The 20,362-nt window shown below is 57.4% G+C and carries 18 protein-coding genes, 1 tRNA gene, 1 pseudogene and 1 riboswitch; of the genes and pseudogenes, 11 read left to right on the top strand and 9 right to left on the bottom strand.

Translation table 11 applies throughout. From position 1 onward, the window contains the following. Positions 1-141 precede the first annotated feature (141 nt). The 3 genes from parE (at position 142) to AC2FNN_RS04410 (ending at position 3,992) form a co-directional block, all read left to right on the top strand. Complete coding sequence (gene parE, locus AC2FNN_RS04420; protein WP_496756869.1) at positions 142-2,100, top strand: DNA topoisomerase IV subunit B; 1,959 nt, start codon at positions 142-144, stop codon at positions 2,098-2,100. After that, positions 2,093-2,776, top strand: a complete 684-nt coding sequence (locus AC2FNN_RS04415) for a DUF2971 domain-containing protein (protein ID WP_496756868.1) — start codon at positions 2,093-2,095, stop codon at positions 2,774-2,776. The genes parE and AC2FNN_RS04415 overlap by 8 nt, the downstream gene beginning before the upstream one ends. Before the next feature lie 247 nt (positions 2,777-3,023). After that, a complete protein-coding gene (locus AC2FNN_RS04410) occupies positions 3,024-3,992 on the top strand; it encodes a UDP-glucuronic acid decarboxylase family protein (RefSeq protein ID WP_496756867.1) in 969 nt (322 codons plus the stop codon). A gap of 83 nt (positions 3,993-4,075) precedes the next feature. Here AC2FNN_RS04410 and AC2FNN_RS04405 read toward each other — a convergent pair whose 3' ends face one another. The 3 genes from AC2FNN_RS04405 to AC2FNN_RS04395 form a co-directional block, all read right to left on the bottom strand. Then, positions 4,076-4,591, bottom strand: coding sequence for a hypothetical protein (locus tag AC2FNN_RS04405; protein WP_496756865.1), 516 nt, complete (start codon positions 4,589-4,591; stop codon positions 4,076-4,078). Between the two features lie 624 nt (positions 4,592-5,215). Beyond that, positions 5,216-6,055: an EamA family transporter gene (locus AC2FNN_RS04400; protein WP_496756864.1), complete on the bottom strand. Its 840-nt coding sequence runs from the start codon at positions 6,053-6,055 to the stop codon at positions 5,216-5,218. Between the two features lie 98 nt (positions 6,056-6,153). Beyond that, positions 6,154-6,924, bottom strand: coding sequence for an alpha/beta hydrolase (locus AC2FNN_RS04395; protein WP_496756862.1), 771 nt, complete (start codon positions 6,922-6,924; stop codon positions 6,154-6,156). A gap of 103 nt (positions 6,925-7,027) precedes the next feature. Between AC2FNN_RS04395 and AC2FNN_RS04390 the strand changes: the two are divergent. After that, positions 7,028-7,783, top strand: a pseudogene (locus tag AC2FNN_RS04390) (hypothetical protein); the annotation flags it as partial. Between the two features lie 7 nt (positions 7,784-7,790). Here the strand turns inward: AC2FNN_RS04390 and AC2FNN_RS04385 are convergent. Continuing rightward, on the bottom strand, positions 7,791-8,465 hold the full coding sequence (locus AC2FNN_RS04385; protein ID WP_496756861.1) for a TIGR04283 family arsenosugar biosynthesis glycosyltransferase: 675 nt from the start codon (positions 8,463-8,465) through the stop codon (positions 7,791-7,793). A 73-nt stretch (positions 8,466-8,538) separates the two neighbouring features. Here AC2FNN_RS04385 and ygfZ point away from each other — a divergent pair, with 73 nt between their 5' ends. Further along, positions 8,539-9,276 carry a CAF17-like 4Fe-4S cluster assembly/insertion protein YgfZ gene (gene ygfZ, locus AC2FNN_RS04380; protein ID WP_496756860.1) on the top strand — a complete coding sequence of 246 codons (738 nt, stop codon included), beginning with the start codon at positions 8,539-8,541 and terminating at the stop codon, positions 9,274-9,276. A gap of 113 nt (positions 9,277-9,389) precedes the next feature. Further along, entirely contained in the window at positions 9,390-10,331 is a 942-nt protein-coding gene (locus tag AC2FNN_RS04375) for an ABC transporter transmembrane domain-containing protein (RefSeq protein ID WP_224855058.1), read from the top strand. Positions 10,332-10,384: 53 nt separating this feature from the next. Here the strand turns inward: AC2FNN_RS04375 and efp are convergent, their stop codons facing one another. After that, a complete protein-coding gene (gene efp, locus AC2FNN_RS04370; RefSeq protein WP_152457470.1) occupies positions 10,385-10,948 on the bottom strand; it encodes an elongation factor P in 564 nt (187 codons plus the stop codon). 218 nt (positions 10,949-11,166) lie between these two features. Between efp and AC2FNN_RS04365 the strand changes: the two genes are divergently transcribed. Beyond that, positions 11,167-11,487, top strand: a complete 321-nt coding sequence (locus AC2FNN_RS04365; protein ID WP_037310273.1) for a DUF6280 family protein — start codon at positions 11,167-11,169, stop codon at positions 11,485-11,487. Positions 11,488-11,574: 87 nt separating this feature from the next. Here the strand turns inward: AC2FNN_RS04365 and AC2FNN_RS04360 are convergent, their stop codons facing one another. Further along, entirely contained in the window at positions 11,575-12,144 is a 570-nt protein-coding gene (locus AC2FNN_RS04360; RefSeq protein WP_496756859.1) for a cobalamin biosynthesis protein CobQ, read from the bottom strand. Positions 12,145-12,206: 62 nt separating this feature from the next. On the opposite strand from AC2FNN_RS04360, the gene AC2FNN_RS04355 reads away from it, so the two are divergent. Next, positions 12,207-13,664 (top strand): cobyric acid synthase, encoded by a 1,458-nt coding sequence (locus tag AC2FNN_RS04355; protein WP_496756858.1) that lies wholly within the window; start codon positions 12,207-12,209, stop codon positions 13,662-13,664. Positions 13,665-13,667: 3 nt separating this feature from the next. Here AC2FNN_RS04355 and AC2FNN_RS04350 read toward each other — a convergent pair whose 3' ends face one another. From AC2FNN_RS04350 to AC2FNN_RS04340, 3 genes are all read right to left on the bottom strand, one after another. Continuing rightward, positions 13,668-14,441 carry a hypothetical protein gene (locus AC2FNN_RS04350; protein ID WP_496756857.1) on the bottom strand — a complete coding sequence of 258 codons (774 nt, stop codon included), beginning with the start codon at positions 14,439-14,441 and terminating at the stop codon, positions 13,668-13,670. 73 nt (positions 14,442-14,514) lie between these two features. Continuing rightward, complete coding sequence (locus AC2FNN_RS04345; RefSeq protein ID WP_496756856.1) at positions 14,515-15,933, bottom strand: TolC family outer membrane protein; 1,419 nt, start codon at positions 15,931-15,933, stop codon at positions 14,515-14,517. A gap of 94 nt (positions 15,934-16,027) precedes the next feature. Then, positions 16,028-16,681: a protein-L-isoaspartate O-methyltransferase family protein gene (locus AC2FNN_RS04340; protein WP_496756855.1), complete on the bottom strand. Its 654-nt coding sequence runs from the start codon at positions 16,679-16,681 to the stop codon at positions 16,028-16,030. 225 nt (positions 16,682-16,906) lie between these two features. Between AC2FNN_RS04340 and AC2FNN_RS04335 the strand changes: the two genes are divergently transcribed. The 3 genes from AC2FNN_RS04335 (at position 16,907) to AC2FNN_RS04325 (ending at position 20,362) form a co-directional block, all read left to right on the top strand. After that, positions 16,907-16,980: transfer RNA gene (locus tag AC2FNN_RS04335), tRNA-Cys, on the top strand. A 627-nt stretch (positions 16,981-17,607) separates the two neighbouring features. Further along, the gene (locus AC2FNN_RS04330; RefSeq protein WP_496756923.1) at positions 17,608-19,464 is read left to right on the top strand and encodes an SLC13 family permease; all 1,857 of its coding nucleotides are present in this window, start codon (positions 17,608-17,610) and stop codon (positions 19,462-19,464) included. A 227-nt stretch (positions 19,465-19,691) separates the two neighbouring features. After that, positions 19,692-19,898: riboswitch (cobalamin riboswitch) on the top strand. Positions 19,899-19,990: 92 nt separating this feature from the next. Next, the gene (locus AC2FNN_RS04325) at positions 19,991-20,362 is read left to right on the top strand and encodes a DUF1636 family protein (RefSeq protein ID WP_152457464.1); all 372 of its coding nucleotides are present in this window, start codon (positions 19,991-19,993) and stop codon (positions 20,360-20,362) included.

The raw sequence follows: 20,362 nt of genomic DNA, 5'->3' as shown, positions 1-20,362 counted from the left end.
CGCCAATCGTGACGCGCGCCATATTGTGCAAGCAATCCGCGGCCCCGCGCCTTCTATCCGTCCACAACACCTCGCGCCCCTCTTCCCCCGGACCACATCACCTGCCATAATGGGGGAAACTCAAAAACAAGAGCAGCACCCATGCCCGACGATCTGTTGACGCCAGAAGCGACCACAACTTATGACGCCTCCTCGATCGAGGTGCTCGAAGGGCTGGAACCGGTCCGCAAGCGACCCGGCATGTATATCGGCGGCACGGATGAGCGCGCTTTGCACCATATGGTGGCCGAGATCCTCGACAACTCGATGGACGAGGCTGTGGCAGGCCATGCCAACCGGATCGAGGTGGAACTGCACGCCGATTACGCCCTGACCGTGCGCGACAACGGGCGCGGCATCCCAATCGATCCGCACCCCAAGTTCCCGGACAAATCCGCGCTCGAGGTGATCCTGTGCACATTACACGCGGGCGGCAAGTTCTCGGGCAAGGCATACCAGACCTCGGGTGGTCTGCACGGCGTGGGCGCCTCGGTGGTGAACGCGCTGTCGGATTCGATGGTCGTGCAGGTGGCCCGCGACAAGACGCTGTTCGAACAACGTTTCTCACGCGGTGTTCCTCTGGGCCCCGTGGAAAAGGTCGGCGCGGCCCCCAACCGGCGCGGCACGACCGTAACCTTTCACGCGGATGCCGACATCTTCGGCCATCATAAATTCAAACCCGCCCGCCTGTTCAAATCGATCCGGTCCAAGGCCTACCTGTTCTCGGGCGTCGAAATCCGCTGGAAATCAGCCATCGACGACGGTGAAACCCCGACCGAGGCCACGTTCCATTTCCCCGGTGGTCTATCGGACTACCTGAAAGAGACGATGAACGGCTCGTCCACCTATGCCGAGCAGCCCTTTGCGGGCACCGTCGATTTCAACGAAAAATTCAGAACCCCCGGCAAGGTCGAATGGGCGATCAACTGGACGCCCTCGCGTGACGGGTTCATCCAATCCTATTGTAACACCGTCCCCACCCCCGAAGGCGGCACGCATGTCGCGGGCTTCTGGGCTGCGGTTCTCAAAGGGATCAAAGCCTATGGCGAGCTGATCAACAACAAAAAGGCCGCGCAGATCACCCGCGATGACCTGATGACCGGAGGCTGCGCCTTGGTGTCCTGTTTCATCAGTGAACCGGAATTCGTGGGCCAGACCAAAGACCGCCTCGCCACGGTCGAGGCGCAGCGGCTGGTGGAAAACTCGGTCCGCGACCATTTCGACAACTGGCTGGCCGCCGACACGAAATCCGCCGGCGCGATCCTCGACTTCCTCATCCTGAGGGCCGAAGAACGCCTGCGCCGTCGGGCCGAGAAGGAAACACAACGCAAGTCCGCCACTAAGAAACTTCGTCTTCCCGGCAAGCTGGTGGACTGTAGCAGTTCAACACGGGACGGCACGGAATTATTCATCGTCGAGGGCGATTCTGCGGGCGGTTCTGCCAAAATGGGTCGCGACCGCAAAACGCAGGCCCTGCTGCCCCTGCGCGGCAAGATCCTGAACGTGCTGGGCGCGGCCAGTTCGAAACTGGGCACCAACGCCGAGATCAACGATCTGACACAGGCGTTGGGTGTGGGCCTTGGCACCAAGTTCAACGTCGATGACCTGCGCTATGACAAGGTCATCATCATGACCGACGCAGATGTGGACGGGGCGCATATCGCGGCACTGCTGATGACGTTCTTCTTCACCCAGATGCGGCCGATGATCGACGCGGGCCACCTGTACCTCGCCTGCCCGCCCCTGTACCGCCTGACCCAAGGCGCCAAACGCGTCTATTGTCTGGACGAGGCCGAGCGGGATGAGTGGCTTGAGAAAGGTCTGGGCGGCAAAGGCAAGATCGACGTCTCGCGCTTCAAAGGTCTGGGTGAGATGGACGCCAAGGACCTGAAAGAGACCACGATGGACCCCAAATCCCGGAAATTGATCCGGGTCACGATTGATGAGGACGAACCCGGCGAGACCGGCGATCTGGTCGAGCGTCTGATGGGCAAAAAACCCGAACTGCGGTTCCAGTATATTCAGGAGAACGCGCGGTTTGTGGAGGAGTTGGATGTGTAGTGGAACAAAGCGTCTCTACTATTTCACCGGTCCAGAGCACGCTTTAGAAAACGTTGAAATGCGTCGCTTAAAACTGTCGTTCCCAGATAAGGTCAACGATATCTTCGAGATGATGCCTTTTGACTTTGGCAAAGACAAAGCATCAAGAAAAGCCTGGAAGAAAGCAATCTCAGAGGTTTCACAGATTTCCGGGTTTATCTCTTTTAGTAGCGAATGGAACGGTCCATCTGTGTGGGGGCACTATGCTCAACACCACAAAGGCGCTTGTCTTGGATTTGAGGTCGCTCGCGACATAGTTACGAAAATAAAATACAAAAAGAAGTTCGAGAAATTCAACTATGAGTTCTTTAAATCAAGCGGGCAGTTGTTGGACAAGGTGTCCTACGCTCAAAAAACAAAGAGTATTCACTGGAAGTATGAAAAGGAATGGAGACTATACACTGGGTTGACTACTGAAGAGAAAGAGCAAAAGCGCGATGGAACTATCTTGTTCTTTCGTTCTTTCAATCAACAACTGGTGCTCCGAGAGGTTATCATAGGCGCAGATTCGCCGTTAACTTCTCAGCAGTTTCAAAAGGCCCTCATTGGTTACGATCAAGTCGAAGTGAGGACCGCTAGACCATCGTTTCGTGGCTTCAAAATCGTGGAACAGCAGTCAGCAAGATTGCAAAAGTAACATCCAATTTGTCTCTGGGTGAGACAAATATTTTCGTACATATTGAGAACCTCGCGCCCGGCCCGAAGGTGGGCGCGTGCTTGATGCTCTGCATCAAGCATTGACGGGGCGGAAGACCCACCACCACCACACGCGCCCTCAAAAAACCAAAATCTACTGCAATTCAAACATCTTCGGTTTACTAATCAAACCAAGACCCGGCTTCCCCGTGGCAAGCTGGCTTGGATTTAACGATTAAGGATTTGCAATGGCCCGCCTTTATGACAGTCGAAAACGTGTTCTCGTAACCGGTGGGGCCGGGTTTCTGGGCTCGCATCTGTGCGACCGGCTTCTGGATCAGGGGCATGAGGTTTTGTGCGTCGACAACCTGTTCACCGGCACCAAGCGCAATATCGACCATCTGCACAGCAACCCGCGGTTCGAGTTCATGCGCCACGATGTGACCTTCCCGCTGTTTGTGGAAGTGGACGAGATCTATAACCTCGCCTGCCCCGCCTCGCCCGTGCATTATCAGCACGATCCGGTGCAGACGACCAAGACCAGCGTTCACGGCGCGATCAACATGCTGGGGCTGGCGAAGCGGCTGAAATGCAAGATCTTTCAGGCCTCGACGTCTGAGGTTTATGGCGACCCGACCATCCATCCACAGACCGAAGATTATTGGGGCAACGTCAACCCGGTTGGCCCGCGATCCTGCTATGACGAAGGCAAGCGCTGCGCCGAGACCTTGTTCTTTGATTACCACCGTCAGATGGGGCTTGAGATCAAGGTCGCCCGCATCTTCAACACCTACGGGCCCAGAATGCACCCCGCCGACGGGCGCGTTGTGTCGAACTTTATCATGCAGGCCCTGACCGGCGAGGCAATCACCATCTTTGGCGATGGCACGCAGACCCGGTCATTCTGTTACGTGGATGATCTGATCGAAGGGTTCATCCGCCTGATGGAGACCGGCAAGGAGGTCACCGGCCCGGTCAATCTGGGCAATCCCAACGAATTCTCGATGAACGAGCTGGCCCGCGAAGTGCAGGCCCTTGTGGGGACAGAAACTCCTGTCAGTTTCAAGGAATTGCCAGAAGATGACCCGAAACAGCGCCAGCCCGATATCACTCTGGCGCGGACCCTGCTGGGCTGGGAACCCAAAGTGCAACTGAAAGAAGGGCTGCACGCAACCATCCGGTATTTCCGCGACCTTCAGGCCGAAGTCGAGACCTAGGGCCAAGGCCCGGTTTGGAATCCGGGCACGGCCAAAGCCCCTGACCTGCCCCGGCTTTGGCAGAACCTTCGCAAGGCATCGCCTTATTCGAAATCTGCCTGATCCAGCAGCGTATAGGTGAACTTGTTGCCAAACGCGTCGCGCCCGGCTTCGCATTTCAGCAAAAACTCGGCAAAGTGACGCTGATCCGCGAATACCTGACACCCGGCGGAATAAATCGTTTTCGCCGTGTCATCGTCACCGTTGTTTGGCCACTTGTGCAGATTTATGCCGAACATTCCACTTTGAGGATTAACAAGGTTCAGGTTTCCATCCCTGTTGTTGTCCCGAAAGACGGTAACGTTTCCCAGCCTTTGACACAGCGCTTTGTGGCCTCCGGGCCGGCCTCGTTTATGAATATCGATCTTGTAGCAGGACCGATATTGCCCCGGCGCCAGAATGGCCGTCCCATCCGGGTTTATCGGGTTCTTCAGGTAGTGATCGCTGGGATCGGCCGTCATCGGGTAATAGGCAATATCCCAAACGCCAAGAAACCGATGGAACACCGTCATGACATCATCGAATTTCTTGGGTGAAACCGGGTGGGCGCGAATGCCCACTATGTTCAGATTCCAATCGACAGATGGGGTTTGAAAACCACGTAATTCTTTTGGGACATGACGTCCATAATCGCTTCCACAGAGGGTCTGAACATCTCTCAATTCTCCTAAAACAATGCGGCCATGTTACCACAGAAACGACCGATCGAAAAAATCGCCCTCTTGGGTTGTCACTGTGGGTGCAGGATTTTCGTTGCCTAACCCGTTGATCTCGTTCAAACTTGCTGAAACAAAAACCATGATTGAGGACCGGGCGTCCAAACCCTTTTTGATCGACAACAGATTTGCAGGACGAGAGGACGACCTGAAAACACTGACCTATGGGCTGGCCTTTGCCATGCTGGCAACCCAGGCCCGGCGCAACAGACGCTCAGCCTGGCATCTCCGATCCCGGACGGGGCGGAAACACGGTTTTGCTATTACAAGGGACTGGCTTATTCCCCGGATTCCTTCATCGTGATCTTTGGCGACAACACCGTCACAGAAACGATCAACACGCGCGAGGAACGCCTGCTGCGATGCGTAAGCAGCGACAAGGGCACCATGCACTGGAAGCCACAAAGCACGTTTCAGGTCGGCCGCTAAGCCAGAAATATCACTGTTGCCCTGGGCTTTTTAGCCGGATCAGACCGTCATTCCGATCAGGGCGACACCCACTGCCATGAGCACCGCAGCACCCAACCGTCGCGCCCAGTTGCCTTCCTTGAGGAATACAAAGCCGATCAGTGCGGCAAAGATGACCGAAGTTTCCCGCAGCGCCGAAACCGCGCCCAGCGGTGCGAAATTCTTGGCGTACAGCACCAGACCATAAGCTGTCATCGATACCAGCCCGCCAAGAATGCCGATCATCCATACTTTGGCCGGCAGGTCTTTCAGGGTCGCACGTTTCCGAACCCCGATAAACCCGGCAATGAACAGGTGAAGAAACGCCCCCCACGCCCAATAACTGAGCGTGTTGCCCGACAGCCGAACACCGATTCCGTCAACGACCGAATAGATCGAAATGCAGAACCCGGTGCCCAGCGCAAACATCAGTGCACTGCGCCCAACGCCCGAGCGCAAAGCTTTCCAACTGCTCAGTTGGATACCCACAGCAATCAGGGCGATACCGGTCCAGGCCTGAAAAGGCAGCACTTCTTCGACCAGGAACATTGCCCAAAGCGAAACCAGCGCCGGGACAATCCCACGGGCGATGGGGTAGACCACACTCAGATCACCATGCTGATAGGCTTTACCCAGCATGAAATAGTAACCGAAATGCACAACGGTCGAGAGCAGGATGTAAACAAAGCTCTCTGGGTTTGGCAGCGGCAGCAGCATCACCATGACCGCCGCAGGCAGCACTTGACCCAGAGCGACCAAACCCAGCATCGTGGTTCGATCTGCCGCTGTCTTCACGATTGCATTCCACACCGCGTGCAGCAAAGCAGCCGAAAGAATAATAAGGACAACGAACAGGGTCATGCCCGGACCTTTCCCGCAGAGATTTCGCGCCAAAAGGGTCAACTGCCCTATTCACTTGGCGCCATGTCTGCAAAGGGTGGATTGTTGTCAAGCCCGTTTCAGGTCACCTGGGTTGTCAGCCAAGTCTCGATCATCGAAGCTGGCCCATCCCAACCCGGCTCCATGAACAGGAAATGCGCATGATCTTCGACCAGCAAAAAGGTTCCGCGATCCCCATAGCGCGCTGCCAGTGCGCGGCAGGTATCGGGGTTGACAGCCCTGTCTTCGGCACCCGAGACCACCAGAACCGGGCAGTCAACTTTGTCGAAATCAACCTTGATTGCGTGATGGTCATCGAACATCCAAAAGAACATTTCAAACATCACGCGCCCGCTTTCTGCGCCCAATCGGTCGAATACAGCGTGTTGCTGCGCCTCATCCATCTTGTTCAGAGCAAACGGGGCCATCAAATCGAACCCGACCCGCATCGGCTGCTTCCAGAATGGGCCGCCTTCCATCAAGGCGCGCGGTACAGCGCGTTCATCATCGGTTTCGGGCAAGGTGCCCCAAGGCGCATTGGGATTGATCAGAACGATGGCACTGGCCAAACCACGAGACGCCACTTGCTGTGCCACCACCCCAGCAATGGCATGCCCCAAAATGACAGGTTTGCGATCCAGCCCTTTTACAAAATCGGCGATGTCATTGGTGTAGTCCATAACACTGGCATCGGTCAGACCCGGGTCGGGGTCCGCTTTCGGATCACCCTCGTGGTATCGCAAGGCAGGAACGTGAACCGTCCAACCTCGGTCCCGAAAAAAGGCCGCGTAATCCTGCATGCACCAAGGTCCGGCAAATGCTCCGTGGATAAGAACGATTTCTTTGGTCATCGAAGTCCCCCCTGCGCTGTTTCCAGTATGGGTATATGGTAAGACGTTACAACTGCCCGTGATCCCTGTTGCAGGTCGAAGCACAGGTCCTAAGATTGGACCCATGAGTTTTGTGACCGACAATCAATTACCGCTGCTGATCCTGTTCTTTGTCGTGGGCTCAATCGGCACTGCCTTTCTGTTTCGCAAACCGGCAGGGCACCGGGCGTGGAAACTGGCTGATCTGGTATGGGTTGTGCTGGGTGGCATCGGGGCATTGGTCGCTGTTTTGGCCGGGCTTTACACCTCGGACAGCTCGCGACTGGACCGGCAGATCGACGTGGCCTATGCCGCGACGCTGGCATTTGACAGGGATGCGGCCCGGTTCCGCCTGCGGTTCTGTGATCCGGCCTTTGATCCGGATACCGCCGTTTTATGCGAAAAAGTTGAATTCCTTTCAGCTTCGACCGCCAGCAACTCGGAACTGCCCCTGTTCATCGCGGTTACGAACGAGGTGGCCCCCCTACAGGGGCTTCACTTCCTGGTTGGGGGTCAGTCCAGGGACGAAATGGACGAAATACGTGACATGGCCGCCAAGGCCGATGCCTTTGACATCGACCAGTTCCTTGTCTTCACTTCACTGGACGAAAGCACACAGACCGCCATTGACAACATGCGTCGCAAGGTTCCCGCGATTGCGGGCGATTATCTGATACTTGCGCAGAGCTACGATGACCTGATCGCGCAGGTCGGGAAGCTGAAAGAAGAATGGGAATACCTGCAGGACAATGCTCATATTCTTGTCCTGCAAATCGTGGCCCTATGCCTTGTCAGTTTTGCGGCACCATTTCGGCTCGGGAAATCCGTGGTCGAGCTGCGCACCACGCTCAGCGTCGATACATCTGCGCCAAAACTTGCGGGTCAGCCCCAAGAAAGTAACGCAGAAGAGTCCACAGGTTCCGAGCACCGCGCCGAAACCACCCCGTCCGCTCATACCGCTCCGCACTCGTAAAGGCGCGTGCGTTCAGAACAGTTACCTTTGGCAGCGCGCGCACCAAAGCCACATCTTCCATCAACGGCTGGTCGGGAAACCCGCCTGCTGTTTGATAGGTGTGACGCGGAACCAGCAATCCCTGATCTCCGTAAGGCAATCCCAGCATCCTGCTGCGCAGATTGGCCCAGCCAGCCACCCAGACCGGCGCGATCCCGCGCGCGCGGAACGCCAGCCGAAACGCCGCAGGTTTGGCTGAAGGCAGGTGGGCGCTCACGGCCTCGCTCCATCCCTGTTGCAGCACAGTATCAGCATGAAGGATCAGCAGCCAATCCCCTTTGGTCTGCGCGCACCCCCGGCGCAGCTGGCCGCCTCGGGATGGCGGGCCGGTCACGACCGTCGCACCGGCCTGTTCCGCAATATCCGGCGTGTGATCGGTTGAGCCTGCATCGCTGATGATCAATTCCCGGATCAACCCGGCATGCACCCCTTCCATCAAAGCCCCAAGGCATTCGGGCAAAGCGTCGGCGGCGTTGAGGGTCGGGATTACGACGGTAATAGGCGCGGGCACGTCTGATAACCTCTGGTCTTGGCATCGGAACTTCCTATATCACGAGGCCTGAGGAAATGACGAGGACCAAGCCATGCCCACCCGCCGCATACTGCGCCTGTCCGGCTCGGATACCGAAAGCTTTTTGCAGGATCTGATCACCAACGACATTAAGGGGTTGGACAACGGGCTGGTCTACGCCGCTCTGCTTACTCCGCAGGGAAAGTACCTGGCGGATTTCTTCCTGAAACGAGATGACGGCAGAGTTCTTCTGGATGTGGCCGAACACCTTGCGGATGATCTGGTCAAACGTCTGACGATGTACAAGCTGCGTGCAGATGTGACGATCGAGGGAACCGATCTGAACCTGCAACGCGGCACCAAGGCTGCGCCGGAAACCGCCCTGCCCGATCCCCGCCACCCGGACATGGGCTGGCGCAACTACGCCCCCGAACCCGAGGGCGATGACGGAACCGACTGGGATGCACTGCGCGTCCGGCACTGCATCCCCGAGTCAGGCATTGAACTGACCCCGGACAGTTACATCCTGGAATCCGGGTTCGAAGCGCTGAATGGCGTGGATTTCAAAAAAGGGTGTTATGTCGGGCAGGAAGTGACCGCGCGCATGAAGCACAAGACCGAGTTGCGCAAAGGTCTGCGACGCGTCGTTGTTCAGGGCTCGGCCCCGGTGGGGACCGAGATCAGCGCAAGTGGCAAACCAGTCGGCACGTTATACACACAGGCGGGCGGAAACGGGATCGCGTATCTGCGATTTGATCGCGCAGGCCCTGATATGCAGGCCGAAGACGCCACGGTGCGCCTGGAGGACTGAGCCCACCTTGTTGCCAAATCGGCACGACCCGCGCATCAGCATGTATCGAAAAGTTTGAACCCGTTGTCCTGCACTGCCACAGTGCTGGCAAACAGGACGAACCGGATACCCGCATGTTTCGACTTTATTCTGCGATCTGGCGCGCCAGTGCAGGGCGGCAGATCATCCTCATCATGCTGTCCGTTGCAATTGCGGGCCTTGCCGCCGTGCCGCTTGAGTTTCAGCGCGACATCGTCAACCACCTGACATCCGACGATGTCGGGACTGAAAAACTGATCCAACTGGGCATCGGCATGATGGCCGTCATCCTGCTGAGCCTCGCCCTGAAATGGGTACTGGGCTATCGCGCCGGAACCTTGGGCGAAGACATGATCCGGCTGATCCGCCAACGCCTGCTTTGGCGTTCGACCGACCTGAAGGATTCAGACGAAGGCCTGCGCAAAGGCACCATGACCACCGCCATTTCGGCCGAAGCCGAAGAGTTGGGCAAGTTTGCCGGTGGAGCCTTTTCGGATCCGGTCGTTCAGATCGGAACACTGATCAGCGTCATCGGCTATATCTCGTCCACACAACCAGGTCTGGGGCTGATCGCGTTGTCAATGATCGTGCCGCAAATCATCATCGTTCTGGTCTCGCAGCGCAAAGTGAACACTTTCGTGGCGGAACGGGTTCGCATTCTGCGCGGTGCCACCGACCGGCTGACAACCGAGGATATCGAAGCCGTCGAGCGGGATATCAACACCATGTTCGATGACATTTACGACACGCGGCGGCGGATGTTCCTGTGGAAACTGTCGGCAAAGTTCCTGCTGAGCGTGATCAACGGGGCCGGCACCGTCGGTATCCTGATGCTTGGGGGATATCTGGTCTTGCAGGGCAAAACGGATGTGGGCACCGTGGTGGCCGCCACCAGTGGGCTCAGCCGCATTCAGGGACCCACTGCCTTTTTGATCGCATTCTATCGTCAGGTCAGTGCCAATCGCATCAAGTATGAACTGATGCTGGAACTGTTTGGCCCCGACCCAACACGGTATCGTTATCGCCCTAACGCATAAAAAAGACCGCGCGGCGAATGCCTGCGCGGTCCCTTATAAAAAGTGACGAAACGTCACGCGCGTTCGGAATATTCCATCGTTTCGGTGTTCACGACGATCATTTCGTCCTGGCCGATGAAGGGGGGAACCATAACCTTCACGCCATTGTCCAGCACCGCGGGCTTGAACGAGTTCGCCGCCGTCTGGCCCTTTACGACCGGTTCGGTCTCGACGATCTTGCAGGTCACTTTCTGCGGCAGCGTCGCGTTCAGCGCTTCGCTTTCGTAGAATTCGACAACAATGGTCATGCCATCTTGCAGAAACGGACGACGGTCACCCAGCAATTCTGCTGGTAATTCAATCTGTTCGTAGGTTTCTGAATCCATGAAGACCAGCATTCCGTCGGATTCGTACAGGAATTGCTGATCTTTTTGCTCCAGACGCACGCGTTCGACCTTGTCCGCCGAGCGGAAGCGTTCGTTCAGCTTCGAGCCATTGCGCAGGTTGCGCAGTTCCACCTGTGCAAAAGCCCCGCCTTTGCCCGGCTTTACATGGTCAACCTTGACCGCTGCCCACAGGCCACCGTTATGCTCAAGCACATTGCCGGGGCGAATTTCGTTCCCATTTATCTTGGGCATTACATAAATCCTTCACAAACGGTTGATGCATCAGTTGCGGTCCCTATATCTGGCGGGAACACACCTGACAAGACAACGACACCTAGTGCTGCACTTGCAGCAAGCCATGCAAGTGACGCAACGCAACTATGCATTTTAGCTGTATCCGAATCGCACCTAATAGGTCATAAGGACCCTCACGCCGAAAATGCAAGAGCAAGAACAACAAGGAAGACGAGATGAGAGATTTCGTTGACGGCACTGCCTTTAACAACGAGCAAGGCAATCGTGCGCGCAAACTTTTCGCGGCCGTTGTCCTGGCTGCACTTGATGATGCTATCGCCGACGACAAGAAGTACGGCAATGGCCCCGAACAAATCGCCCGCTGGGCGCGTTCGCGCGATGGGCGCGAAGTGCTGTCCTGCGCAGGAATTGACCCGAACGAACGGGTTGTCAGCGGATTGATGGAATTCGTTGGCCGTGGCGTGCGCACCTCAGTCGCATTGTCACGCGAGGAAAGCGAGCGCCGCAACGCTGCACAGCAGGCTGAAGCTGCCTGAACCAAGGCAGATTTGGATTGAACAAACGCGCTCTGCCTATCAGAGCGCGTTTTTCTATGCCTGATCGTCAAGCATGAAGCTGTTGGATCAAAAGAACAACAGCCATTGCCGCACCACCCAGAATTCAGCCGCCAGCATGGTCGCGAACAGGGCTTTGCCCCAGACCGGCAATCCACGCTGCCACAGCAGAACATATGCGGCCAGACAGACAAAAGCTGACACCGGGGCCACCCACAAGGCATGATGGTCGCTGTCCCAATAGCTGACAGGACTGTTGAACACCCAGTCGCCGATGGGCCAGAACTGTGGCCGTCCGTCGCCCGCATGAAGCAGGAAATCTGTCGCAAGATGCAACAGACCCGCCGCTGCACCGACAGCCAGAACTTGCCAACCTCTCCAGACTGTCAGCAGGAATGCCAGCCCCCAGAGGATAAAGGAATTGTCTATGGCGAACACGGTCTGCCACGCCGGGGAAAAGTAAAGCTGCCCGAAGACCACCTGCTCGGGGATGCCCAGAACAAACAGGGACACGCCCGCCATGACATACAGGGACAGATCCGGCAATAACGCTCCCAGCAGCGCAGCCCAGAGGACAGGCCCTTGCGGCGGCCGGGCAAACACGGCAGCCCCGATCAAAAGATGCGCAGGCGTGTTCATCCGGGTCTTTCCCTTCCGGCTCAAATCAGGTCATCTGCGCCCCGACATATAGGAGACAAACCATGGTTCGCGCCATCATGATTCAAGGCACTGGCAGCAATGTCGGAAAATCGGTTCTGGTGGCCGGGCTGGCGCGCGCCTACACGCGCCGGGGGCTTCGGGTCGCGCCGTTCAAACCCCAAAACATGTCGAACAATGCAGCCGTCACCGAAAACGGCGGCGAAATTGGCCGCGCGCAAGCCCTTCAGGCCCGTGCGGCAAAGCGGGCAACGCACACGGACATGAACCCTATTCTGCTCAAACCCGAGACGGATACCGGCGCGCAGATTATCGTTCAGGGGCAGCGCGCTGGCACGATGAAGGCCGGAGATTACCGCAAGGACAAGTCCAAGCTCCTGAGGGCCGCGCTGGAAAGCTTTGACAGGCTCTGCGCCGACGCTGATCTGGTTCTGATCGAGGGCGCTGGCAGCCCGGCTGAGACCAACCTGCGCAAAGGTGACATCGCCAATATGGGATTTGCCCGTACAGCGGACATACCTGTTGTACTGGTCGGGGACATTCATCGTGGCGGGGTGATTGCGCAGATCGTCGGTACTCGGGCCGTTCTGGACGAAGGCGACGTGGCGCAGATCAGGGGTTTTGCCATCAACCGTTTCAAAGGCGACGTGTCCCTGTTTGACGAAGGCCGCGATGATATCTCGGCCCGAACAGGCTGGCCCTGCCTTGGGGTCGTGCCCTGGTTTCACGACGCCTGGAAACTGCCGGCCGAAGACATGATGGATATCCGTTCCCACACCGGCGGCGCGTGCAAGGTCGTAGTGCCTCAGCTGGAACGTATGGCCAATTTCGACGATCTCGATCCGTTGTCTGCCGAACCCGGCGTGAGCGTCGAGGTCATCCCGGGCGGACGCCCCCTGCCCGGCGATGCGGATCTGGTTCTGCTTCCCGGAAGCAAATCCACGATCGGAGACCTGAGCTATTTCCGAGCACAGGGCTGGGATATCGACCTGTATGCCCATGTTCGCCGGGGTGGACATGTCTTGGGGTTGTGCGGCGGCTATCAGATGCTGGGCAAAACCATTTCCGATCCTGATGGCGTGGACGGCCGGCCGGGCAAAGTTGATGGTTTGGGGTTGTTGAACGTCGATACCGTAATGGGCGGGCAGAAACAGGTCATCCTGCGTTCCGCGCATGCCCTGCCAGACCGAGAGCCGGTCAGCGGATACGAAATCCACATGGGGCATACCGACGGCCCGGATTGCGCCCGCGCATGGCTTGAGGTCGAAGGCAGACCGGAAGGCGCCGCCAGCAGCGACGGCCGGGTCAAGGGCAGCTATCTTCATGGAATTTTTTCGTCAGACGCATTTCGTGCCCGCTATTTGTCAACGCTGGGCGTGACGTCGGACATTGCCTACGAAGACGGTGTCGAGCAGGCGCTGGATGATCTGGCCGATCATCTGGAGCGCCACATGAATCTTGACCTGATGCTGAGCCTGGCGCAGCCACCACAGCGTGGCTGAATCTTATCCCAGATCTTTCGCGGCGAGCGCGCGTGCGATTTCCCGCCGCACCATTTTGCGCACGTTTCGCGTGATCCGCTCGCCCATCGCGCCTTGCAACTCCTGGCGGACAACTTCCGCGATCATGTCGCGCAATGTCTCTTCATCCAAGTCGGTTGTCGCGACGTCTTCAACCACTTCAGTGTCACGACCGGTTTCAGCCGGTTGTGCTGCCCGGATGAACTCTGCGTTTTGTGCCGTATCGGTTTCAGGCTGCGGATCCTCCAGATCTTCCCGGTCCGTCAGAACGACGGTCCTTGCGGCCGCAAACTCCTCTTCAACATTCCACGGCAGAGATTGCGTCGGTGTGCCGGAATAGGCATCTGCGCTGTCGCCATCCGGCTCCCATTGATCCTCGGTTTGCGCGATCGCCGCTTCCAGCGCTTCGATCTTGGCGCTCAGGCTGATCGCGGGATCATCCGTAGAGCCGGATTCCGCGGCATTTGCCGTGGTCGCGTCATCCGCGGTGTTGGCCGGATCACCTGCCCTGACAATATCGCAGGCACGCAGCAGCATCGGCTTGGCCGACCCGGCAACATCAGCAGACGGCTTGGCGGGGATGACCTTGGCCTGAGCAGGTTTGCTGATGCGCAGCGCGTCCGTCAGCACCAAACGCCCCGGCTTGCGCGTTGCACCCTGTTGATCCGAGGAGGACTTACCACGACTGTCTTCACTGACCAGACGTTTGACCGAAGACAGAACGTCTTCGATCCCTGCTTTCACAACATTATCAGACATTGTTCTCTACCGCTCTATCGTTGGATCGAGTGTAGCCAAACAATCCGAGCCCTACAACAAATAGTATTGCCGGTTAATCCCGACGCAACGCTTTGAGGACTCGATCCAGATCCTTGCTTTGTTTGCTGACACGCGCGGGGGCTTTCTTGACCAGGTTGTAATACAAAGTCGGGTCATAGATCTGAACCGCCAGGCCCAGACGTTCCGCCGTCAAAAGGCCCTGCGCCTGCAACAGCTGAAACGCTGCGCGGGATCGTTCCGTTCGCGACGCCACTTCGGCCAGTTGCGCGTCCAGCAAATCCTGCTGAGCATTCAGAACATCCAAGGTGGTCCGGGCACCCAAGGTCGCTTCTTCCCTGATGCCATCAAATGCAACCTGCGATGCGCGAACTCGTTCCGTCGATGCCCTGAGGCTGGCACTGGCTGCCTGAAACGCTGCATACCGGTCCGTGACGCCCTGAGTGATGTTCTTTTGCACGTTCAGAAGGTTCGCACGAGACGCATCCCGGTTAGCCATGGCGCGCCGCACATTCGCGGCCAACCGGCCACCGGCGTAAATCGGCTGTGTAAAGTCCAGCGACACGGTCGCGTCATTCACATAATCGTTGTTGTCATAGCTTTCCCGCACGCCCGCATCCGCGTTCAGGCTGACATTCGGCCCAAGGTTGGCCCGCTGTTGCTGTACAATCAGATCAAAAGCGCGGACCTGATGCTGCGCCGACAGAATCGCCGGGTGGTTGCGTTGCGCGAGGCTGATCGCTTCTGCCTCACTCCGTGGCAGATTGGGCAGGCTGGGTTGACCAGCCGTCCGCCCCGGCGCCTTGCCCACCGCATTGACATATTCAGCCTGCGCGATGCTCAATTCACCACGCGCGACCGCCAGATCAGCTTGAGAGCTTGCCAGCTGCGCTTCGGAAAGCGCCACGTCCGTGCGCGTCACTTCGCCAACCTCAAAACGATCGTTCGATGCGCGAAGCTCTTCCGCCGAAACATCCACGTTGTTCTGGCGAATTGCGACTGTTTCTTCCTGTAGCAGCACGCCCAGGTAAGCATTCGCAGCGCGGATAAGCACCTGTTGCTCAATGTCGATCAGGGTTTGCCTGGTCGACAGAACCGTCTCCTGCGCCGATTGCTTGCCCAGAACCGAAGCGCCGCCATCATACAGAAGCTGAGTTAGCCCCAGGCCGGTGAAAAACCGGGACGGCTCGGTCGTCGTGACCACATTGTTGGTCCGAGACCGGGTATAATCCTGGCTGACCTGTACGGTCCAGTTGATGATCGGCCGCAATGCGGCAAGCGCGATCGCCACATCTTCATCAGCCGCGCGCAGAAGCGCCCGGTTCTGCTCCAGCAAGCCGCTTGTATTATACGCGCCGATGAAGGCGTCTGTTATGTTGTCAGCCCACGCCGGACGCCCTGGCATAACGCTGATGGCAAGTCCTGCGGTCACCGCGAATGCCCTGACCAGCTTGCCTGTCGCTGAACCACGCATACCGAAATCCTCTCAAACGAAATTACACTGCCCTGAAGGCAGTTTGCGGTCTTCTTTTCAACTAATCAAGGCGCCAGCAAAATCTATCGGCGGACTATAGCGAAAATGCACACTTCGTCGAAAAGCTCTCTAGTATCGGTGCACTGGCGTTGAAGGCATCCCGCCAGCTGACCCGGCCTCCGGTCTTTCGACCGATCCGCACGGTTCCAAGATTGCCTTCCACAAACAGGCAGGCGATCCGGCCATGTTCCTTGAGCTGATCCAACAGAGCGTCGGGAACCCGTTCAACACCGCCCTGCACCATGATCGCATCGTAAGGACCGTGCTCAGCCGCACCCTGGTCCAAAGGACCGACGTGGATAATGGCATTGTCCACATCGGCCTCAGCCAACAGGCTTTGCGCCTCGGACGCCAGCGAGTCGTCGCTTTCCACACCAACAACCAACTGGGCCATACGCGCGGCAACCGCAGTGGAATACCCCGTCGCCGGAGCGATATCGAGGATCATCTCGTCATTCGAAATGTTGAGCGCATCCAGCATTTTAGCGAGGGTTCTCGGCTCGAGCATACAGCGCCCGTTGCCCAGATCGATCACACTGTCGGCATAGGCGGCCTCACGCTGTGCGTCAGGTACGAAGTTTTCGCGCGGGACGTTCAGCATCGCCTCAATGATCGGGAACTTTGTAACATCCGAAGGTCGGATTTGCGTATCAACCATAGTGCGGCGCCGGGCTGCGAAATCTGTCATAGGATCTCTCGAGTCATTCCCAAAGTTTACCGGCTTTTGCCACATCCTGAACCGCCCAGCAACGGCCCTGTTGACGCAACCCCCCTGCGCCTGTGCGTTTGTGTTTACGGGCTTCATCAAATTTCAATCTCGTCGTCAAAAATGCGCGCAATCCTCTGGACGCCCCTTGGGAAAGCTGCTAAAACCCCACGCACACCACGACAAGTATTTGATTTTACTTGAAAAGGCGAGTTGGCGGAGTGGTGACGCAGCGGATTGCAAATCCGTGTACACCGGTTCGATTCCGGTACTCGCCTCCAATACCTCCAATGACTTACGGTATTTTTTCTCCTCGAGGTCCAATATCCAACCAACTATTGGATTTTTCGTGTTGCGATCTTGTTCTGTTCAATCCGACTGCGAGCATTCTGTGCATATGCCGCCAGCTTGCGTTCAGGCAACACCCCGACGCGCTTCCTTGGCATCTTCACCTCGGAACGATCAGAATTGTTGACCTGAACTATTGGTCCGGCCCGGTTAGGTGAAGACCATTCTAGTGGGCAGTTTGCGATCAGGGACGGCCAAGCCGGTCCTTTGCGCGGTTCAGGCAGCGGCAGAATGGTGCTGCAAACAAAGCTGTCGGATTGTCTGTTGTTCGTGGCTGGAATTGACCTGCCTTTACCTGTGCTGCTTCGACTTGGTTGGAACGGCATCGCGCCCGCACGAAACGTGCTGGCTTCCTCATGCAATTTGGCCAATCCTTCTTTCTGACGTGTTCGTCAAACGGGGTTCTCGAAAGCATTGCTCACACCGCAACCATTGAGCAACATTATGTCTCAACACCTCCAAAAAACGAAACTTCATGACAAGTCGGAAAGGATGAACTAGGAATCTAACAAAGAAAAAGTTCTGGACGTATTGTGGAACACGTTGCCTTTACCTTCGAGATGGGGGTCGTTTGCACCCTTCTGGCTTTCACCGTTTTCTTGTTCGTTTCCGAGATCATAAGGATCGACCTTTCCGCCATATTGGTTCTGGTTCTCATAGGTTTGCTCAGCTACGCGCCCGGGCTGGGAAATCTGGCGGATGTTACTCTTCTGTTCGACGGCTTCGCATCCAATGCCGTTATCTCGATCATTGCAGTCATGATCGTCGGGGCGGGTCTGGACAAGACGGGGATCATGAACAAGGTAGCTGCCGTCATCCTCAAATACGGCGGCAAATCCGAAGGCAGGGTTGTACCAATCATTTCCGGCACCGTTGGCGTCATATCCTCGTTCATGCAAAATGTCGGCGCCGCTGCTCTGTTCCTGCCGGTTGTCAGCCGAATTTCTTCGCGGTCAGGTATACCGCTGTCGCGCTTGCTGATGCCGATGGGATTTTGCGCCATTTTGGGCGGCACAATGACGATGGTGGGGTCGTCTCCTCTTATCCTGCTGAACGATCTGATCCTGACGGCAAATGACAGTCTGCCGGCCTCTCAGAAAATGGAGCCCTTCGGCCTGTTCTCGGTCACGCCGATCGGTGCGGTTCTGATTCTGACCGGAATTGGTTACTTTCTGCTGTTAGGACGCTGGGTTTTGCCCGAGGCTGAAGGGCCCGACAATACGGGTACCGGACAAGGGACACAGGAATACCTGCAAAGGGTCTACGGCCTCAAAGCCGACGTGTTCGAAGTCGTGGTGCCCGAGGACAGCCCATTGGTCGGCGAGATTCTGGCCGACATCAACCACGAAAACCACCTGTACATCATTTCCACCTTCTATCGCGGTAAAACCTCGATGGTTCAGGTTTTGACAGCGGAAATTGCGGCTCCGTGCCGGCTGGCCATCGTAGGCCGCCGCTGGGAGGTCGAGAAATTCGCCGAGAAATACGGGCTGACCGTTCTTCCGGAATTGGACATTTTCGTCGAAGAGTTCGCCCCAACCAATGCAGGCGTGGCCGAGGTGGTCGTCACGCCCGACAGCAAGCTGATCGGCAAATGCCCCCGCGAGCTTTTGTTTCGCAAGACCTACGGGATGTCGCTGCTTGCCATTCACCGCGGCGAAGAGACGCTGAGCCATGTCGAGACCGAGGATCACGAATCCACTCAGATCGGGCTCGAAAAGTTTCAGGCGGGCGACATGCTTGTGGCACATACCAGGTGGGACAACCTGATGCGGATCAAACGAGATCCGGATTTCGTCGTTGTGACAACGGACTTTCCCCAGGACGAGCTGAGGCCGCAAAAAGTCGGCTGGGCCCTGGCATTCTTCGCCATTTCGCTGTCTTTGATCCTGTTCACGGATGTCCGGCTTTCACTCTGTCTTCTTACCGGCGCGGTGGGCATGATGCTGACCCGTGTGCTCAGCGTGGACGAGGCGTACCGCGCGGTCGGGTGGAACACCGTATTCCTGCTCGCTTGCCTCATACCTTTGGGACAAGCCGTGCAGAACACAGGCACGGCCGCGTGGATCGCGCAGCAGATCATGATAATTCTGGACGGTTGGCCGCTCTGGTCGCTGCAAACCGGCATCGCCATTCTGGCGACGGCCTTTTCTTTGGTCATGTCCAATGTGGGGGCGACGGTTCTGCTGGTGCCGCTGGCGGTATCGATTGCGGTGGCGGCGGGTGGAAACCCGGCCGTCTTTGCCCTGACGGTCGCGATATCGACCTCGAACAGCTTCATCATCCCAACCCATCAGGTAAACGCGTTGATCATGGGTCCGGCCGGATACAAGGTGATGGATTTCGTCCGCTCCGGCGGAATAATGACGGCGCTGTTTCTGGTCGTCTCGCTGCTCATGATCAACGTCATCTATTAGCGCACGAGGATCCGAGGTGTTCGGCGGTCTTTTCCCATCATCGGGACAGGTTCAGTCGAGGCACCCGTTCATCACAATGAACGACCCTTGCTGAGTCATCGCTGGTCGCTGGGCTCATCTCAGGCTGGACCCCGGCACAACATGCCGCCCATCGACGCCCACAGGTCGCTTTCCATGCCTCTGCATCATTGTTGCGCGCGACTCGCTTGACAAGCAGGCCAGCGGTGCCGCATGTCCCTTTCGTTGGTGTCGGTGACAGCCGATGAAAAGGGAATGCGTCAACGGTCTTGCCGCCAAACGCAGCCGCCCCCGCGACCGTGAACGGAGAGGATGCCCAATGCCACTGGCCCGAAAGCCGGGAAGGCGGGACATCCGACAGAGGCCCGCCTCTGGCATCCGCAAGCCGGGAGACCTGCCAACAACCGAAGTTGAAACCGGGCGGGGTGTTCCGGTGTCGGGTCCATGACCATCCGTGGCCCGCATGAAACCCCGTCCCCCGCGAAGAGGATTTGGGGGGATGAGAGACATGACCGAGACCGCACCAGTCGAGTTGCTGGTCTGTACCACCTGCCGTCGCGGCCTGCCTGTCGAAGATGACGCGCAACGCCCGGGCGCTTTGTTGCACAAGGCTCTGGAACAGGCGGACCTGCCCGACGGTGTCACCCTGAAAGCCGTTGAATGCCTGTCAAACTGTGATCAAGGCTGTTCAATCGTGTTGCGCGGACCGGGCCGCTGGACCTTCGTCTATGAAAACCTGAACGAAACAGATCATGTCGACGTCATCGTCGACGGCGCGACCAAGTATCTGGCCACTGAAGATGGCTTGGTGAAATGGCGCGAACGCCCTGAACATTTTCGCAAGAACTGTGCCTCGCGCATTCCCCCGATTGGAGCCTGA

Source organism: Ruegeria sp. BHSA118, from assembly GCF_059613405.1.
The sequence above is the reverse complement of the archived record's forward strand: the minus strand, read 5'-3'. Positions and strand labels throughout refer to the sequence as shown.

Coding starts and splice junctions, on each gene's coding strand:
- AC2FNN_RS04355 (WP_496756858.1), top strand. CDS start 12,207: ATGGTTCGCGCCATCATGATTCAAGGCACTGGCAGCAATGTCGGAAAA.
- efp (WP_152457470.1), bottom strand. CDS start 10,948: ATGCCCAAGATAAATGGGAACGAAATTCGCCCCGGCAATGTGCTTGAG.
- AC2FNN_RS04345 (WP_496756856.1), bottom strand. CDS start 15,933: ATGCGTGGTTCAGCGACAGGCAAGCTGGTCAGGGCATTCGCGGTGACC.
- AC2FNN_RS04330 (WP_496756923.1), top strand. CDS start 17,608: ATGGGGGTCGTTTGCACCCTTCTGGCTTTCACCGTTTTCTTGTTCGTT.
- AC2FNN_RS04340 (WP_496756855.1), bottom strand. CDS start 16,681: ATGACAGATTTCGCAGCCCGGCGCCGCACTATGGTTGATACGCAAATC.
- AC2FNN_RS04395 (WP_496756862.1), bottom strand. CDS start 6,924: ATGACCAAAGAAATCGTTCTTATCCACGGAGCATTTGCCGGACCTTGG.
- AC2FNN_RS04350 (WP_496756857.1), bottom strand. CDS start 14,441: ATGTCTGATAATGTTGTGAAAGCAGGGATCGAAGACGTTCTGTCTTCG.
- ygfZ (WP_496756860.1), top strand. CDS start 8,539: ATGCCCACCCGCCGCATACTGCGCCTGTCCGGCTCGGATACCGAAAGC.
- AC2FNN_RS04325 (WP_152457464.1), top strand. CDS start 19,991: ATGACCGAGACCGCACCAGTCGAGTTGCTGGTCTGTACCACCTGCCGT.
- AC2FNN_RS04415 (WP_496756868.1), top strand. CDS start 2,093: ATGTGTAGTGGAACAAAGCGTCTCTACTATTTCACCGGTCCAGAGCAC.
- AC2FNN_RS04400 (WP_496756864.1), bottom strand. CDS start 6,055: ATGACCCTGTTCGTTGTCCTTATTATTCTTTCGGCTGCTTTGCTGCAC.
- AC2FNN_RS04375 (WP_224855058.1), top strand. CDS start 9,390: ATGTTTCGACTTTATTCTGCGATCTGGCGCGCCAGTGCAGGGCGGCAG.
- parE (WP_496756869.1), top strand. CDS start 142: ATGCCCGACGATCTGTTGACGCCAGAAGCGACCACAACTTATGACGCC.
- AC2FNN_RS04410 (WP_496756867.1), top strand. CDS start 3,024: ATGGCCCGCCTTTATGACAGTCGAAAACGTGTTCTCGTAACCGGTGGG.
- AC2FNN_RS04365 (WP_037310273.1), top strand. CDS start 11,167: ATGAGAGATTTCGTTGACGGCACTGCCTTTAACAACGAGCAAGGCAAT.
- AC2FNN_RS04360 (WP_496756859.1), bottom strand. CDS start 12,144: ATGAACACGCCTGCGCATCTTTTGATCGGGGCTGCCGTGTTTGCCCGG.